We start from the raw sequence: 16,257 nt of genomic DNA on the forward strand, positions 1-16,257 counted from the left end.
TGTGGGAAGGGGGCTTAGATCTCGTCGACGTTCGACGATTCGAAGCGGGAGGAGATGTTGATGCCGAGCTCTTCGGCGGCACGGAAGACCTCGTCGTCCGTGTCGCGCAGGCTGACCGTCTGGCCGTCGGCCGAGAGGACCTCGACGTTCAGGCAGAGCGACTGCATCTCTTTGATGAGGACCTTGAAGCTCTCGGGGATGCCGGGCTCCTGGATGTTCTCGCCCTTGACGATGGCTTCGTACACCTTCACGCGGCCGAGGATGTCGTCCGACTTGATGGTCAGGAGCTCTTGCAGCGCGTACGCGGCGCCGTAGGCCTCGAGGGCCCAGACCTCCATCTCACCGAAGCGCTGGCCACCGAACTGTGCCTTACCACCCAGCGGCTGCTGCGTGATCATCGAGTACGGGCCCGTCGAACGCGCGTGGATCTTGTCGTCGACGAGGTGGTGCAGCTTCAGGATGTACATGTAACCGACCGAGATCGGGTTCGGGAACGGCTCACCCGAGCGACCGTCGAACAGGCGCGCCTTGCCGGACGAACCGATCAGACGCTCACCGTCGCGGGTCGGCAGGGTCGAGTCGAGCAGACCCTCGATCTCGCGCTCGGCGGCACCGTCGAACACCGGGGTGGCGACCTTCGTGCCGGGAGCGGCGCTGAGCGCCTCTTCGGGCAGGTTCTTCGCCCACTCCTGGACGCCCTCGACGTTCCAGCCCTGCGCCGCGATCCACCCGAGGTGGATCTCGAGCACCTGGCCGAAGTTCATCCGACCGGGGACGCCGAGCGGGTTGAGGATGATGTCGACCGGCGTGCCGTCCGCGAGGAACGGCATGTCCTCGACGGGCAGGATCGTCGAGATGACGCCCTTGTTGCCGTGACGACCGGCGAGCTTGTCGCCCGCCGTGATCTTGCGCTTCTGGGCGATGAAGACGACGACGCGCTGGTTGACGCCCGAGCCGAGTTCGTCGTCGCCGTCTTGCGAGTCGAAGACCTTGACGCCGATGACCGTTCCCTGCTCGCCGTGGGGCACCTTCAGGGACGTGTCGCGGACCTCACGGCTCTTCTCGTTGAAGATCGCGCGCAGCAGGCGCTCTTCGGCGCTGAGCTCGGTCTCGCCCTTGGGCGTGACCTTGCCGACGAGGATGTCGCCGGGGCGCACCTCGGCACCGATGCGGATGATGCCGCGCTCGTCGAGGTCGGCCAGCAGGTCGGGGCTGACGTTGGGGAGATCACGGGTGATCTCCTCCTTGCCGAGCTTCGTGTCGCGGGCGTCGACTTCGTACTCTTCGATGTGGATCGACGAGAGCGTGTCGTCCTTGATGAGGTTCTGCGACAGGATCATCGCGTCCTCGTAGTTGTAGCCCTCCCAGGGCATGAACGCGACGAGCAGGTTCTTGCCGAGCGCGAGCTCGCCGTTCTCGGTCGCGGGACCGTCGGCGATGACCTCGCCGACCTCGACGCGCTGGCCGGCGTCGACGATCACGCGGTGGTTGTAGCTGGCGCCCTGGTTCGAGCGGTCGAACTTGCGCAGGTAGTAGTCCTGCGTGCCGCCGTCGTCGAGCTGGACGGTGACGACGTCGGCCGACACCTCGGAGACCACGCCCGCGGCGTCGGCGGTGACGACGTCACCGGCGTCGATCGCGGTGTAGCCCTCCATGCCGGTGCCGACGAGGGGGCTCTCGCTGCGGACGAGCGGGACGGCCTGACGCTGCATGTTCGCACCCATGAGGGCGCGGTTCGCGTCGTCGTGCTCGAGGAACGGGATCAGCGACGTGGCCACCGACACCATCTGGCGCGGCGAGACGTCCATGTAGTCGACCTCGGCCTTGTCGACGAGCTCGACCTCGCCGCCCTTCTTGCGGACGAGCACCTTGTCGTCGACGAAGTCGAACTTGTCGTCGAGGGGCGCGTTCGCCTGGGCGACGACGTAGTCGTCCTCTTCGGAGGCGGTGAGGTAGTCGATCGTCGTGGTGACGTTGCCCTTCTCCACGCGACGGTAGGGCGTCTCGATGAAGCCGAACGAGTTGATGCGCGCGAAGGACGCGAGCGAGCCGATCAGGCCGATGTTCGGGCCTTCAGGGGTCTCGATCGGGCACATGCGGCCGTAGTGCGAGGGGTGGACGTCGCGGACCTCGACGCCGGCGCGCTCACGCGACAGACCGCCGGGGCCGAGCGCGCTCAGACGACGCTTGTGCGTCAGTCCCGAGAGCGGGTTGTTCTGGTCCATGAACTGCGAGAGCTGCGAGGTGCCGAAGAACTCCTTGATCGCGGCGACGACGGGGCGCACGTTGATCAGGGTCTGCGGCGTGATCGCCTCGATGTCCTGCGTGGTCATGCGCTCACGGACGACGCGCTCCATGCGCGACAGACCGGTGCGGACCTGGTTCTGGATCAGCTCGCCGACCGCGCGGATGCGACGGTTGCCGAAGTGGTCGATGTCGTCGACGTCGAGGCGCAGCTGGACGGGCTCGCCGTCGCGCGTGCCGTTCATCGACTTCTCTTCGGCGTGCAGCGACACGAGGTACTTGATCGTCGCGACGATGTCGTCGACGGTCAGGACCGAGTCGCCCAGGGGCGCGTCGATGCCGAGCTTGCGGTTGATCTTGTAGCGACCCACCTTGGCCAGGTCGTAGCGCTTGTGGTTGAAGTAGAAGTTGTCGAGGAGCGCACGCGCGGCCTCGGCAGCGACCTGCTCGCCCGGACGGAGCTTGCGGTAGATGTCCTTGAGCGCCTCTTCCTTGGTGAGGATGGCGTCCTTCTCGAGGGTGGCCTCGATCGAGGCGAAGCCCTTGAACTCCTCCATGATCTCTTCGCTCGTCAGGCCGAGGGCCTTGAGGAAGACGGTCACGCTCTGCTTGCGCTTGCGGTCGATGCGCACGCCGACCTGGTCGCGCTTGTCGATCTCGAACTCGAGCCAGGCACCACGGCTCGGGATGACGCGAGCCGAGTAGATGTCCTTGTCGCTGGTCTTGTCGGAGGCGCGCTCGAAGTAGACGCCCGGGCTGCGGACGAGCTGCGAGACGACGACACGCTCGGTGCCGTTGATGATGAACGTGCCACGCTCGGTCATGAGCGGGAAGTCGCCCATGAAGACCGTCTGGGTCTTGATCTCACCGGTGAGGTGGTTCATGAACTCGGCGTTCACGTAGAGCGGTGCGGCGTAGGTCTTGCCACGCTCTTTGCACTCGTCGATCGTGTACTTGGGCTCTTCGAGCTCGGGGGCCGTGAACGAGAGCTGCATGGTCTCGCCGAGGTCTTCGATCGGCGAGATCTCTTCGAAGATCTCTTCCAGGCCCGAGTGGAGGGCCAGGTCGGTGCGACCCTGCTCGGTCGCCTCGGCGAGGCGGTCCTTCCAGATGTCGTTGCCGACGAGCCAGTCGAAGCTCTCGGTCTGGAGTGCCAGCAGGTCGGGGACCGTCAGCGTGTCGGTGATCTTGGCGAACGAGAGCCGCGATGCGTTGCGACCGTTCTTGGGTGAGTTGGTGGATGCGTTGTTCGCAGCAGCCAAGGAAGTAACCTCCGTGGACCCCGTCGGGTCATCACTGTCGGACAGTATGTGGTGAGTGAGTGAACGGCCCTACCCGGCGGACACCATCCACCCCGCCGTCATATTCGGGGGTGGGTGTCTCGAGACGTTGTCGACCGCAATATGACGACAGGACGCACGGGGAGCGCAAAGGTCCATACTAGGTCGCCCCGGACACGCCTGGCAAGCCCTGTCGTTGACCTTTCGCCCGAGCTTCGGTATAACCCGGGCGCATGCACAGGCATTCCACGGGATCGAGGGCCGCGCGCGCCTCCTCGTCCCCGGGATGGGAGGCTTGGGGCATGGCCGCACAGCACGACGACCCGCCCGTCGAGATCTCGATCGGGGCGGGTCTCGCCCGCGTGGACGAGGACCGGCACCGCCCCGGTTCGTACACCCTCGTCGTCGACGGCACACCCCAGTCGCACGTCGACCTCGACGACCCGACGCACCTGGCCTTCGAGTACGTCCGGCGCATCGGGCACGCCGTCGACCTGCTGCCCGGGGGGCCGGTCACCGCACTGCACCTCGGCGCCGGCGCCCTGACCCTGCCCCGCTACGTCGAGGCCACCCGACCGGGTTCGCGCCAGCAGGTGATCGAGCTCGAGGCCGACCTCGTGGCCCTGGTGCGCGAGACCCTGCCGCTGCCGCGGGGGGCCTCGATCCGGGTGCGCTACGGCGACGCCCGCGAGGTCATGGTGAAGCTGCCCGCCGGGCTGCGCGGCACGGTCGACCTGCTGATCGTCGACGTGTTCGGCGGTTCGCAGATCCCCGCCCACGTCACGTCGCTCGAGTTCTACACGGCGGCGGCCGAGTTCCTGTCGCCGACCGGCATGCTGATCGTCAACTCGGCCGACGGCGCGGGGCTGGCCTTCGCCCGCGGCCAGGCGTCGACCCTCGCGACCGTGTTCGAGCACGTCGTCGCCGTGGCCGACCCCGCGACGCTCAAGGGCCGTCGCTTCGGCAACGTCGTGCTGATCGGTTCGCCGTCGCCGCTGCCCACCGACCGCATGCCCCGGCTCTACTCGTCGGACCCGCTGCCGGCCAAGGTCGTCCACGGCCGTGAGCTGCGCGACTTCGTCGCCGGGGCGCCCGTCGTCACCGACGCGACGGCCGTGCCCTCGCCCGAGCCGTCACGGAGCGTGTTCGGGGCGCGCTGACGACGCCCCGGTCGAGCCAGTGGGCCGCCCCCGTGGCGCCCACGACGGCGGCCGAGGCGAGGGGCGCGACAGGTGAGAAGAACACGAGCCACAGTGCCGCGACTACTCAGAACCGTCAGAGGCTGCGGTTCTCTCCGGCAACCCGCCACGATGTGGACACGACGCCAGGCGAAAAGGTGGCGCTGTGTCCATCTCGTGGCGGCGTGAGGGCACGGCGGCGGGGCGGCACGAGCGCGCCGCGGCACAAGGCCAGAGCGGCCCGGGCCAGGTGCGGAGGGGGCCGGGCGGCGGGACTACTGGTCGGCGCGAGGTGCGGGGGCGCCGAGGGCGGCACGCAGGCGGGCCTCGGCGTCGTCGGGGGCCTTCGACGCCTCGACGTTGGCCTCAGTCACGGCCTTGATGACCTCTTCGCGCTGGATCTTGACCCCGCGCGGTGCGTCGATCCCGATGCGCACGCCGTCGCCACGGGAGTCGAGCACCGTGATGACGATGTCGTCGCCGATCACGATGCGTTCTCCGACCTTGCGTGTCAGCACCAGCATCGGACCAGCTTACCGAGCGCGGGGCGCACCGGCCACGACGACAGGCAGGAGGCGCGGGTCGGCGATCGCGGGACGACACCGGCCCCGAGGCGCGGCCGCGGGAGGACGACCACCGGAGGAGGCGCGACTCAGCGGGTCGCGCCTCCTTCGCGCCAGCCCACCGGCACGCCGAGCAGGTGCACCGTGCCCGGGGTCGCCGTGTCGTCCTCGCCGACCACGGCGGCCGCGACCACGGGCGCGACCGCCCGGACGGCCTCGACCCAGCGGGCCGTGTCGTCGTGCTTGCGCCCGACGTCGACCGCGACCCAGACCTGGTCGGCGGCGATCGCCTCGAGGGCGGCGGGTGCGGCCGCGTCCCAGGCGAGGGCCGTCACGACGGCCGAGTTCTCGTGCACGCCGGTGGCCCGGGCCAGGATGCCGCTCCGGCGATCCGACACGTCGACCGAGCGCAGCCCGAAGGTCGACGCCATCTGGGCGGCCACGCGGAAGGCGTCGCCGGGGCGGCCGACGACCACGACGAGGTCGCCTGCCCCGCGCGACACGTCGGGGGCGGGCGGCACGCCCGGGGAGGCCACGGCCCGGGCCTGCGCGGCGAGGGCGTCGGCAGCGGCCGCGAGCGACGCCGCCGTCCGACGGGGAGCGGCCCCGTGCGGCGCGTCGGGGTCGGCGGCGTCACCGTCGGCGACGGCGGTGGGGCCCGGGCCCGTCGCCACGACACCGGCTCCGAGGCCGGCGGCGGCACCGGCGGCGGGAGCGATGCCGTTGAAGGTGAGGTCGTCCATGATCGAGGCGAACGCGTCGGTGCGCGTCGAGACGTCGGCCGGGGACGCGACCGGCACCGCGCCTCCTGCGCTCGACGGCGAGGCCGAGGCCCCGCCGGGACCCGTCGCGGCGGCCGCCGCGGCACGAGCGGCCCGACGCGGGCTCACGGGCACGGCCGAACCGGTCAGCACGTCGTCGAAGCCGTCGCGCGCGGGCGTCGCCGCCGTGGCGGCGGCGTCCCCCGCGGCCAGCGATGCCGACCACGCGGCCCGGGCTGCCGGAGCCCCCGCCTGCAGGGCGTCCTCGGCCTCGTCGGCCGACGCCAGCAACGCCGCGATGCCCGCACGCTCGGCCGGCACCGGCGTCGTGATGCGCACCCGGGCGACGGGCAGGTCGATCGCGGGGTCGGGCACCTCGACGGTGACCTCGTAGTGCTTGCGGGCGAAGAAGCCGCCGACTCCCCCGACGGTCACCTTCTGTGCCGCGACGATGCGCGCCGAGGCACCGTGGGTCGCCCGCACCTCGCGGCGCAGCCCGTCGAGCGTCTCGCCGGTCATGACGATCGTGGTCGGCATCTCAGGCCACGATCGAGTCGGTCGCGCGGACGACGCCGACGGTCTCGATGGTCGAGCCGGCGGCGGTGGCCTCCTGGTACGACAGCACCGGCAGGCCGTTCTGCTGCGCCGACACGAGTCGGTGGATGGCCGGTCGCAACGCCGGGGCGCAGACCAGCACCGCGCTGAGACCCTGCGCCTCGACCGACTGCACGGCCTCGCGCAGCGACCCGAGCACCTGCTCGACCCGGTGCCCGTCGAGCAGGATCTGCGTCCCCTGGTCGCTCGGTCGCAGCCCCTCGAGCATCGACTGCTCGAGGGTCGGGTCGATCATGATGACCCGCAGCACGCGGCCGTCGAGGTACTGCGCCGTGAGCGCGGGGCCCAGGGAGGCGCGGGCCGCCTCGACGAGTCCCTCCGGGTCGGTCGACACCTTCGCCCGCAGCGTCAGCCCCTCGCAGATGCGCGCGAGGTCGTTGATCGGGATGCGCTCCGACAGCAGGCCCTGGAGGACGCGCTGTAGCTCGGCGAGCGACAGCATGTTCGGCACGAGGTCGTCGACGGCCGGGGCGTTGACCTGCTTGACGCCCTCGGTCAGCACGCGGACGTCCTCGCGGGTGAGCAGTCGGGCGGCGTTGTCGGCGATGATCGACGACAGGTGCGTCACGAGCACCGAGACGCGGTCGATCACCGTGGCGCCGGTCATCTCGGCGCTGTGGCGCATCTCGGCGGGCACCCACTTGCCGGCGAGGCCGAAGACCGGCTCGACCGTGGCGGTGCCGGGCAGGCCGTCGAGCGCGTCGCCGAGGGCCAGCACGGAGCGGGCCGGTGCCTGTCCGCGACCGGCCTCGACGCCCGCGATGCGGATCGAGTAGGTGGCCGGCGGCAGGTCGACGCTGTCCCGTGTGCGGACGGGCGGCACGACGATGCCGAGGTCGACCGCGATCTTGCGACGCAGGGCCTTGACCCGGCCGAGCAGGTCGTCCGACGCTCCCCCGACCATGTCGACGAGGTCGGGCGCGAGCAGGATCTCGAGCGCGTGCACCCGCATCTGCTCGAGCAGGTCGTCGGTCGTGTCGGTGGGGGCGACGACCGCCGCCTGCTGCTCCGCGAGGGCCGCGCGCGCCTCCTCGGCCTTGGCGGCCACGCCGAGCCGGTAGGCGACGAGCAGCAGCGCCCCACCGATCAGCAGGAACGCGACGATCGGCATGCCGGGGATGAAGCCCATGCCGATGGCGGCGGTCCCGGCCACGGCGAGCGCGATGCGCGACTGGCCGAGTTGCGACGCGGCCTGCGCGCCCATCTCGGTGTCGGCGCCCGAGCGGGTGACGATCATGCCGGTCGAGACGGCCATCAGCAGGGCGGGGATCTGCGTGGTCAGGCCGTCGCCGATGGTGAGCAGTCCGTAGTGCGAGAGGGCGTCGCCGATGGCCATGCCGTTCTGCAGCGCGCCGATCGCGATGCCGCCCACCAGGTTGATGATGATGATGATGATGCCGGCGATCGCGTCACCCTTGACGAACTTCGACGCACCGTCCATGGCGCCGTAGAAGTCGGCCTCGGCGCTGACGTCGGCGCGACGCTGCTTGGCGACCTCGTCGGTGATGAGGCCCGCGTTGAGGTCGGCGTCGATGGCCATCTGCTTGCCCGGCATGGCGTCGAGGGTGAACCGGGCGCCCACCTCGGCGACGCGCTCGGCACCCTTGGTCACGACCACGAACTGGATCACGACGAGGATCAGGAAGATCACCGAGCCGATGATGATCGAGCCGCTCACGGCGACGTGCCCGAACGCGGCGATGACGTCGCCGGCGAAGCCGTCGCCGAGCACGAGGCGCGTCGAGGCCACGTTGAGCCCGAGGCGGAAGAGCGTCGCCACGAGCAGCAGCGACGGGAAGACCGAGAAGTCGAGCGGCTTCTTGACGAACAGCGTCGTCAGCAGGATCACCAGCGCCAACAGGATGTTGAGGATGATCAGCACGTCGAGCATCGGCGCGGGCACCGGCACGACGAGCAGCAGCACGATGCCGACGATGCCGACCGGGACGGCGAGCTTGGGCAGGGTGGACTTCATCGGGTGCCTCCAGGGGTGGCGGGGCGGACGGAGCGGGAGAGCGCAGGAGGCGCGGTGCGGGACGGTGCGGAGGTCGCGCCGGTCGCGCCCGTCGCGCCGGTCGTGCCGGTCGCGGCCTCGCGGGCGATGCGGAGGCGGCGGGGCACGGCGTCGGCCTCGAGCGACTCGGGAGCCAGGACGCCGGCCACCTCGTCGGCCGTGGTGACGCGGGGCGGCGTGTGCGTGCCCTTCAGCGTGCCGCGGGCCTTGAGCGCCATGACGAAGGTGAGCACCCGGGCGACCGGCGTGTAGAGGTCGACGGGGATCTCCTCGCCCAGGCCGCAGGCGGCGTGGAGGGCTCGGGTCAGCGGGACGTCGACGACGAGCGGGACGCCGTCGGCGGTGGCCTGCTCGCGGATGCGGGCGGCGACCGTGCCGGCGCCCTTCGCGACGACGCGCGGAGCCGACTTGCCGGGTTCGTACTTGACCGCCACGGCGTAGTCGGTCGGGTTCACCATGACGACGTCGGCGTCGGCGATGGCCCCGATCATGCGGTTGCGGCTCATCGCGAGCTGACGGGAACGCCGCTGCGACTTGACCAGGGGGTCGCCGTCGCTCGACTTGTTCTCGTCCTTGACCTCTTTCTTGGTCATGCGGGTCTTCTTGCGGTTGCGGCGCATGACGACGAACACGTCGGCGAAGGCGAGCAGCAGGCCGGCCGCGATCGCGGCCTTGATCAGGATGCCGGTGCCGGCCTTGGCCTCCTCGAGCACGGCCGAGACGCTGAGGCCGCCGCCGCTCATGAGCACGGGCATCAGGCCCTGGATCGCGAACCAGAGCACGAGGCCGACGACGGTCGTCTTGATCAACGCCTTCGCGCCGTTCCAGAGCGCCTGCGTGCCGAAGGTGTTCTTGAGGCCGTTGAGCAGGTTGAACTGCTCGTAGTTGCCGGTCATGCGCTTGATGTGCACGCCGCCCTGCACGATCGCGGTCGCGAGGACGGCCACGCCGACGACGGCCAGCATGGGCCCGATCGTGGCCCCCATCGAACCCGCGCCCTGCATCAGCTCGGTGACCACGGTCGCCGAGTCGGGGTGCGTGATGGCCTGGCGGATCGAGAACATCTGGTCGACGCCCGCCGAGGAGGCGCGCTCGATGGTCGAGGGGATCATCACGGCGGCGGCGCCGACGCCCACCCAGGCGCTGAGGTCCTGCGACCGGGACAGCTGGCCCTTCGAGTGGACCTCTTTCATCCGCTTCTCGGTCGCGGCCTCGGAGCGCTCGCCGGAGTCGTCCGCCATGTCAGCCCACCCCCAGCAGCATGTCGGCGGCGTCGCCGGTCAACGAGGCCACGACGCCGGGCAGGGCGAGGAAGACGCCGCCGGCCAGCATGACCGTCATGAGGATCTTGAGCGGGAAGCCCATCGCGTAGGCGTTGAGGGCCGGCGCGACGCGGGAGAGCAGCCCGAGGCCGACGTCGGCGAGGAACAGCACGACGCAGAGCGGCCCGGCGATCTGGATGGTCGAGAGGAAGAGCTGGCTGACGCCGGTCGTCAGCAGCTCGACCGGACGGGAGAGGTCCATGCCGAGCCCGAGCGGCACGGCGTCGAACGACCGCGTGAGGCCGCCGATGATCAGCTGGTACCCCCCGGTCGCGAACATCAGGGCGAGCGCGGTCATCTGGAACAACCGGGTGAACTGCGCGCCGTTGACCATCGACTGCGGGTCGAACGCCTGGGCGAGCGTGAAGCCGCCGAAGAGGTCGATCAGGCTGCCGGCCGCCTGCACCGCGGCGAAGGCGACGAACACCAGGAAGCCCAGCACGGCGCCGACGACGAGCTCGAGCACGAGGGCCATGACGAACGGTCCCGTCTCGAGGGACACGTAGCCGGGGGCGACGCGGGGCGCGACGGCGAGCGCGAGCCCGATGCCGAGCATGGCCTTCACCCTCGCCGGGAAGGCCCGGTACGAGAACGGAGGCGCGATCACGAGGAACGCGGTCATGCGCACGGCGGCGAGGAGGGTGGCCTCGAGCCAGCTGAGGTCGAACGACACGGTGCGTCCCTACCCGCCGCTGAGCAGCTGGGGGATGCGGTCGAACACCATGGTCGTGAACGACACCATCTCGCTGATCATCCAGTGGCCGGTGACGATGAGCGCGATGCCGACGGCGACGGCCTTCGGCACGAACGCGAGGGTGACCTCCTGGATCTGCGTGATCGACTGCAGCAGCGAGATCGCGAAACCGACGACGAGCGAGGTGATCAGCACGGGTGCGGCGAGCTTGCCCGTGATGATCAGGGCCTGCATCGAGAGGTCGAGGACGGCGTTGGAATCCATCAGGCACCCACCTGGTAACTCTCGATGAGGCTCTTGATGATGAGGCCCCAGCCGTCGACGAGGACGAACAGCAGGATCTTGAACGGCAGCGAGATCATCACCGGCGGCAGCATCATCATGCCCATCGACATGAGCGCGGCGCTGACGACGAGGTCGATGACGAGGAAGGGGATGAAGATCACGAAGCCGATGATGAACGCGGCGCGCAGCTCGCTGATCATGAAGGACGGGATGAGCGTCAGCATGGGCACGTCGGCCTGGCTGTCGGGGTTCGGCTGGTTCGCCGACCGGGTCATCAGCGCGAGGTCCTCTTCGCGGGTGTGGGCGAGCATGAACTCCCGCAACGGCGCGATGCCGGCGTCGATCGCGCCCTGCAGGTCGAGGCGGCCGTCGAGGTAGGGCTGCACGGCGTCCGTGTTGATGTGGGTCAGGATCGGAGCCATGATGAACAGGCTCAGGAACAGGGCCAGCCCTGCGAGCACCTGGTTCGGCGGGATCGACGGCAGCGCGAGCGCGTTCCGCGTCATCGCGAGCACCACGAAGATCTTGGTGAACGACGTCATCATCAGCAGCAGCGCGGGCGCCACGCTCAGCAGCGTGATGCCGATCAGGGTGACGACGGCCTGGCTGGGCGCACCGTCGGGGCCGTTGATGTCGATGCTCAGGCCGCCCGAGCCGGTGCCGTCCGACGTGGTCTGGTCGGTGTCGGTGAAGTCGGTGGGGGTCGTGCCGGTGGTGGCCTCGGTGCCGTCCGTGGCCGGGGCGGTGGGAGCGGTGGGGGCCGTCGGCGAGACGGGGGCCGCGTTCGCCTGCTGACCGATCAACATGACGAGGGCGGACGCCACGACGAGCGCGAGCAGTGTGACGACGATGGCCCGGGCGAAGCGCGTGTCGGCGAAGCGCGCGGGTGCGGCCACCAGGGAGCGGCCGAGGGGGGCCCCGTGCAGGCCGTCCCGCAGCGTCGGGCGGACGAGGCGACGCAGGGCGGACGCGAAGGAGGGGCGGGTCGGGGACGCGGACGACCGGCGGCCGGTCATCCGGCTCGTCCGCTGCGCAGGGCCGCGGCCGCCTGACGCCAGGTGTCGGGTGCGAGGATCGAGCCCTCGATCGACTTGGCGGTGCGACCGCGACGACGAGCGTCGAGGTCACGAGGACGCGAGACGGCGGCACGGCGGGCGGCACCGCGAGGGCGCAGCAGCTCGACGGGGGTCGTGTCGACGGGGGTCGCGTCGGCCGGGCGGGCGGGCAGCTCGTCGCGGGCCGCGGCGCCTTCGGCGGACAGGACGGACGCGAACGCGACGGGGGCGATCGACGTGACCCGCGCCTCCTGCGTGACGGACTCGGTCGCGGACTCCTCGGGCTCGGGGACCAGCGTCAGGGCGCCGGCGTCGACGGGACGGTCGGCGGCCGCGAGGACGGTCACGGACGACTCGGTCACGCCGAGCACGAGACGCTCGCCCTCGACGTCGACCACCACGACGCTGGCCTTCGCGCCGACGCCCTGACGGGCGACGACCGAGACCTGCGACGTGGCGCGGGAGCCCGCACGACCGCCCTTCACCAGGCGCTTCTGCAGCACCCAGAGCAGGGCGAGGACGACGCCCAACGAGAGGACGACCCGCAGGCCGACGACGACGGTGTCCACGATCAGGCGATGCCGTCGGCGACGTCGAGGATCTTGGTGATGCGGACGGCGTAGTCCTGGTCGACCACGACGACCTCGCCGTGCGCGATCAGGCGACCGTTGAGCAGCACGTCCGCGGGGGCGCCGGCCGAGCGGTCGAGTTCGATGACGGCACCGGGCTCGAGGCCCAGGACGTCGCGGACCGACATGCGGGTGCGGCCGATCTCGACCGTCAGGGCCATCTCGACGTTGTTGATGCGACCGAGGTTGCCGGTCGACACCGCGCCCACGGTCGGCGCCACGGGCGACGAGCCGCCGATCGTGCCGGTCTCGCGGAGGCGCAGGGCGAACCAGCCGGCGGGCTGACCCGCGGCCGTCAGCTCGAAGACGACCGTCTCGGGGTCGGTCAGGAGCGCGTCGGCCGACTCGCGACGGCTCTCGCCGAGCACGCCGGTGCCGAGCACGCCCGTCGCGGCCTCGAGCGCGGGACGCAGGACGTCCGAGACCGAGACCATCGGGTTGTCGGTGCCCGCCGCGGCGGCGAGCTGGTCCATGTCGGCCAGCAGGACCGCGGTGTCGGCCGAGACCGACCCGACGAACGACGTGACCACGACGGACGGACCCGCGAGGCGGAGGCCGTGCGCGGAGGCCGGGTCGACGGCCACGGCACGCAGGGGCGTGGGCGTCGGCAGCTGGGCGACCAGCGCCTCGACCGCCGCGGTGTGCAGGGTGATGGTCGTGCCGGTCATGAGGTTCCTTCTTCGGTGCCGGTCAGGGAGGTGGAGACGACGATGCCGGCCAGGCGGGAGCCGGCGGCTCCGACGGCGGCACGGCCGACGGGCTGGCCGTCGACGCTGATCTCGAGCGGGCGGTGCTGCGGGTGGGGAAGCGGCAGCAGGTCGCCGACGGCCAGCCCGAGCACGACGCTCGGCAGCACCGCGGCGGGGGCGAAGGTCAGCGAGACGCCGACCGGCACCGAGGCCAGCTGGGCGCCGAGCAGGTCGCGGGCGTCGGCGGCGTCGATCGTCGGGTTGGACTCGCCCAGCTGCGACAGCAGGACGTCGGCGGGGATCGCGACCGTGCCGGGCGCGACGCGCTCGCCGACGCGGATCTCGAACGAGGCGACGATCATCAGGTCGGACTTCTGGGCGGCCTGGGCGAACTGCGAGTTGTACTGGAACCCGCCGACGCTGATCGGGTCGGCGAGCATGGTGCCGAACGAGTAGCGGAGGTCGTCGAGGGCGTCGTCCATCAGGCGGCGCACGAGGGCCTGCTCGATGGGCGTGAAGGTGCGCTCGGGCAGCGTGGCGGGCTTGACGGCGCCGAGCATGTGGCTGACCCAGGTGAGCGCGGCGGACGACGGGAACTGGATGACGGCCTTCGCCGAGACGCCCTCGAGGGTGCAGAGCACCATGGCGGTGGTCGGCGGCAGGGACGAGGCGTACTCGTCGTAGGTGAGCATCTGCACCTGGTCGCAGGTCACCTGCGAGAGCACCCGGACCTTGGCGGTGAGCTGGGTGCCCCACTGCCGCGCGAAGGTGTCGAAGGCGAGCTCGAGGACGCGCGAGTGCTCACGGGCGAGGGTCGTCGGACGGCGGAAGTCGTAGACCTCGACGGTCTTCTGCGGGCGCGTCGACGAGCCGACCGTCGAGGTCGGTGCGCTGCTGCCCGTCGGGGCGTCGAGGAGTGTCACGGACGGAGCTATCGGCCCGCCCCACCTGGGCGTTAGCCCAGGATCGGTCGTACCCCCCGGACTGGGTTGCCGTCGTCGTGCTGCGTCGCGGGGTCGCGCTCCCGGGCCGGTGGGGCCCGTCGGGGGTCAGTGGCCCGAGGACTCCTCCTTCTTCTCCGTCTTCTTCTCGGTCTTCGTCTCGGCCGCGGCGTCCGCCGTCGACGCGTCACCCGACTCGGCCGTGGTCGAGGTGTCGGCCGCCTGCTGGACGGTGGGGTTGCGACCGTCGGTCACCGCGCCTCCCGCGGCGGCGGCGGCCTGCTCGAGCTGCGGCAGCAGCGCGCTCACCGTGTCGGACTGGTTCGACAGGACGACGATGTCGACGCGGCGGTTCGACGCGAGGTCGGCGTCGGTCGTGCCGGTGCTGAGCGGACGCGACGAGCCGAAGCCGACCGACTGGATGTGGTCGGCACCCATGCCGCCCCGCTCGACGAGGTCGCGCAGCACCTGGGTGGCGCGGGCGGAGGAGAGCTCCCAGTTGGTCGCGAAGGGCGCGGTCGAGCTGCGCTGGTCGGCGTGGCCCTCGACCGAGACGTCGTGACCCGAGGTCTTCAGCACCGGCCCGATGGCGTTCATGACGTTCACGGCCGTGCCGCTGAGGTCGGCGCTGTTCGTGCCGAAGAAGGTCTCGGAGCCGATCAGGCGGACGGTCAGACCCCGGGCGTCGACGGCGAACTCGACGTCGGCGCTGAGCCCCGAGCCCTCGAGGTTCGCGGCGATCGCGGCCTTGATGGCGGTGAGGTCCTCCAGTTCGCCCTGGGCCGCGACCGTGGCGGCGGCGGCCTGCTCGGCGGTCTGGGCCTCCCCCGAGGCGGCGGCCTTGCTCAGGTCGGTCTCGTCGCCCGACGAGTAGCCCTTCCCCTCTTTCGTCACGTCGGCGGCGTTCACGACGGTGCCCGAGGCCGTGTCGACCTTGCCCACGTCGGTCTGGCCGAAGCCGGTCGCGAGCGAGTTGCGCAGGGCGATGTACTTGTCCTGGTCGACGTTCGACATGGCGAACAGCACGATGAACATGCACATCAACACGGTGATCATGTCCATGTACGAGGCCATCCAGCGCTCGTCGGGGTGCTCGTCCTCGGCGTGCCCCTTCTTCTTGCGACCGCCGCGTGCCCCGCTCATGCGGCCAGCCCCTGGTCGTCGCCACCGGTCTTCGCGCCGGCCTTGGCCTTGGCGCCCTTGCCACCCTTGCCGCCCTTGCCGTCGCCGCCGTCGAGTGCGTGCGTCGGCACCATGGCCTTGAGGCGTTCGCCGAGGAGGCGCGGCTGGCTTCCGGCCTGGACCGCCAGCACCCCCTCCATCAGCAGCGTCATGCGCAGCTCGTCGAGGTCGGCCAGCTTCTTGAGGCGCGCACCGAGCGGCAGCCAGAGGAAGTTCGCCGTCAGCAGGCCCCACAGGGTCGCGACGAACGCCGCGGCGATCATGTGGCCGAGCTCGTCGGGCTCGGCGAGGTTCTCGAGCACGTGGGTGAGGCTGACGACCGTGCCCACGATGCCGACCGTCGGGGCGTACCCGCCGAGGCTCATGAAGAACTTGCTGGCCGTGCGGTCGGCGGCGAGACGGGACTCCATCTCGTCCTCGAGCAGGATGCGCAGCTCCTCGCCGTCGGTGCCGTCGGCGATGTTCTGCAGGGCGCCCTTCATGAACGGGTCGTCGAGCTTCTCGGCCTCCTGCTCGAGCGAGAGCAGGCCCTCGCTGCGGGCCTTCTCGGCGAGCGACACGACGCCGTCGATGACCGACTGCGGAGGGACGACCTTGCCGGTGAAGGCGCGGGAGATCTTCTTGAAGCTGAGGATCGCGTCCTTGATCGTCGTGCCGGCGATGCCGACGCCGATGGTGGCGCCGAAGACGAGGATGATCGGGGCGGGCAACAGCAGCCCGGCGATGCTGACGCCCTCGAGCTGGATCATGCCGAAGAGGGCACCCAGGGCGAGGACGATGCCGATGATCGTTGCGGGATCCACGG

The 16,257-nt window shown here is 70.8% G+C and carries 14 protein-coding genes; 1 reads left to right on the plus strand and 13 read right to left on the minus strand.

Annotated features, from left to right (window positions below):
- Positions 1–14 precede the first annotated feature (14 nt).
- Positions 15–3,506, minus strand: coding sequence for a DNA-directed RNA polymerase subunit beta (gene rpoB / locus ASL10_RS01560; RefSeq protein WP_056043614.1), 3,492 nt, complete (start codon positions 3,504–3,506; stop codon positions 15–17).
- A gap of 320 nt (positions 3,507–3,826) precedes the next feature.
- Between rpoB and ASL10_RS01565 the strand changes: the two genes are divergently transcribed.
- On the plus strand, positions 3,827–4,684 hold the full coding sequence (locus ASL10_RS01565; RefSeq protein ID WP_056043617.1) for a spermidine synthase: 858 nt from the start codon (positions 3,827–3,829) through the stop codon (positions 4,682–4,684).
- Positions 4,685–4,977: 293 nt separating this feature from the next.
- Here the strand turns inward: ASL10_RS01565 and csrA are convergent, their stop codons facing one another.
- From csrA to ASL10_RS01625, 12 genes are all read right to left on the minus strand, one after another.
- On the minus strand, positions 4,978–5,226 hold the full coding sequence (gene csrA, locus ASL10_RS01570) for a carbon storage regulator CsrA (RefSeq protein ID WP_056043620.1): 249 nt from the start codon (positions 5,224–5,226) through the stop codon (positions 4,978–4,980).
- 128 nt (positions 5,227–5,354) lie between these two features.
- Positions 5,355–6,563: a hypothetical protein gene (locus ASL10_RS01575; protein WP_056043623.1), complete on the minus strand. Its 1,209-nt coding sequence runs from the start codon at positions 6,561–6,563 to the stop codon at positions 5,355–5,357.
- Between the two features lies 1 nt (position 6,564).
- Positions 6,565–8,616, minus strand: a complete 2,052-nt coding sequence (locus ASL10_RS01580; protein ID WP_056043626.1) for a flagellar biosynthesis protein FlhA — start codon at positions 8,614–8,616, stop codon at positions 6,565–6,567.
- Positions 8,613–9,896, minus strand: a complete 1,284-nt coding sequence (locus ASL10_RS01585) for an EscU/YscU/HrcU family type III secretion system export apparatus switch protein (protein WP_082460062.1) — start codon at positions 9,894–9,896, stop codon at positions 8,613–8,615. The genes ASL10_RS01580 and ASL10_RS01585 overlap by 4 nt, the downstream gene beginning before the upstream one ends.
- Before the next feature lies 1 nt (position 9,897).
- Positions 9,898–10,650, minus strand: coding sequence for a flagellar biosynthetic protein FliR (locus ASL10_RS01590; RefSeq protein WP_255350769.1), 753 nt, complete (start codon positions 10,648–10,650; stop codon positions 9,898–9,900).
- Positions 10,651–10,659: 9 nt separating this feature from the next.
- Complete coding sequence (gene fliQ, locus ASL10_RS01595) at positions 10,660–10,935, minus strand: flagellar biosynthesis protein FliQ (RefSeq protein ID WP_056043629.1); 276 nt, start codon at positions 10,933–10,935, stop codon at positions 10,660–10,662.
- Complete coding sequence (gene fliP, locus ASL10_RS01600) at positions 10,935–11,852, minus strand: flagellar type III secretion system pore protein FliP (protein WP_056044528.1); 918 nt, start codon at positions 11,850–11,852, stop codon at positions 10,935–10,937. Before fliP ends, fliQ begins: the two co-directional genes overlap by 1 nt.
- A 116-nt stretch (positions 11,853–11,968) precedes the next feature.
- The gene (locus tag ASL10_RS01605) at positions 11,969–12,580 is read right to left on the minus strand and encodes a flagellar biosynthetic protein FliO (protein WP_056043634.1); all 612 of its coding nucleotides are present in this window, start codon (positions 12,578–12,580) and stop codon (positions 11,969–11,971) included.
- A 2-nt stretch (positions 12,581–12,582) separates the two neighbouring features.
- Positions 12,583–13,308, minus strand: a complete 726-nt coding sequence (gene fliN / locus ASL10_RS01610; RefSeq protein WP_056043636.1) for a flagellar motor switch protein FliN — start codon at positions 13,306–13,308, stop codon at positions 12,583–12,585.
- Positions 13,305–14,252: a flagellar motor switch protein FliM gene (locus ASL10_RS01615; RefSeq protein ID WP_056043639.1), complete on the minus strand. Its 948-nt coding sequence runs from the start codon at positions 14,250–14,252 to the stop codon at positions 13,305–13,307. The genes fliN and ASL10_RS01615 overlap by 4 nt, the downstream gene beginning before the upstream one ends.
- Before the next feature lie 126 nt (positions 14,253–14,378).
- Positions 14,379–15,413 (minus strand): flagellar motor protein MotB, encoded by a 1,035-nt coding sequence (locus ASL10_RS01620; RefSeq protein WP_200922552.1) that lies wholly within the window; start codon positions 15,411–15,413, stop codon positions 14,379–14,381.
- A complete protein-coding gene (locus tag ASL10_RS01625; protein WP_056043640.1) occupies positions 15,410–16,255 on the minus strand; it encodes a motility protein A in 846 nt (281 codons plus the stop codon). The genes ASL10_RS01620 and ASL10_RS01625 overlap by 4 nt, the downstream gene beginning before the upstream one ends.
- Between the last annotated feature and the right edge of the window lie 2 nt (positions 16,256–16,257).

The sequence above is a fragment of the Frigoribacterium sp. Leaf8 genome (genome assembly GCF_001421165.1).
In the GTDB taxonomy this organism is placed as follows: domain Bacteria; phylum Actinomycetota; class Actinomycetes; order Actinomycetales; family Microbacteriaceae; genus Frigoribacterium.

Excerpts from the sequence above, each read along its gene's own strand:
- ASL10_RS01565 (WP_056043617.1), top strand. The coding sequence starts at position 3,827 with ATGGCCGCACAGCACGACGACCCGCCCGTCGAGATCTCGATCGGGGCG.
- csrA (WP_056043620.1), bottom strand. The coding sequence starts at position 5,226 with ATGCTGGTGCTGACACGCAAGGTCGGAGAACGCATCGTGATCGGCGAC.
- ASL10_RS01575 (WP_056043623.1), bottom strand. The coding sequence starts at position 6,563 with ATGCCGACCACGATCGTCATGACCGGCGAGACGCTCGACGGGCTGCGC.
- ASL10_RS01580 (WP_056043626.1), bottom strand. The coding sequence starts at position 8,616 with ATGAAGTCCACCCTGCCCAAGCTCGCCGTCCCGGTCGGCATCGTCGGC.
- ASL10_RS01585 (WP_082460062.1), bottom strand. The coding sequence starts at position 9,896 with ATGGCGGACGACTCCGGCGAGCGCTCCGAGGCCGCGACCGAGAAGCGG.
- fliQ (WP_056043629.1), bottom strand. The coding sequence starts at position 10,935 with ATGGATTCCAACGCCGTCCTCGACCTCTCGATGCAGGCCCTGATCATC.
- fliN (WP_056043636.1), bottom strand. The coding sequence starts at position 13,308 with ATGACCGGCACGACCATCACCCTGCACACCGCGGCGGTCGAGGCGCTG.
- ASL10_RS01620 (WP_200922552.1), bottom strand. The coding sequence starts at position 15,413 with ATGAGCGGGGCACGCGGCGGTCGCAAGAAGAAGGGGCACGCCGAGGAC.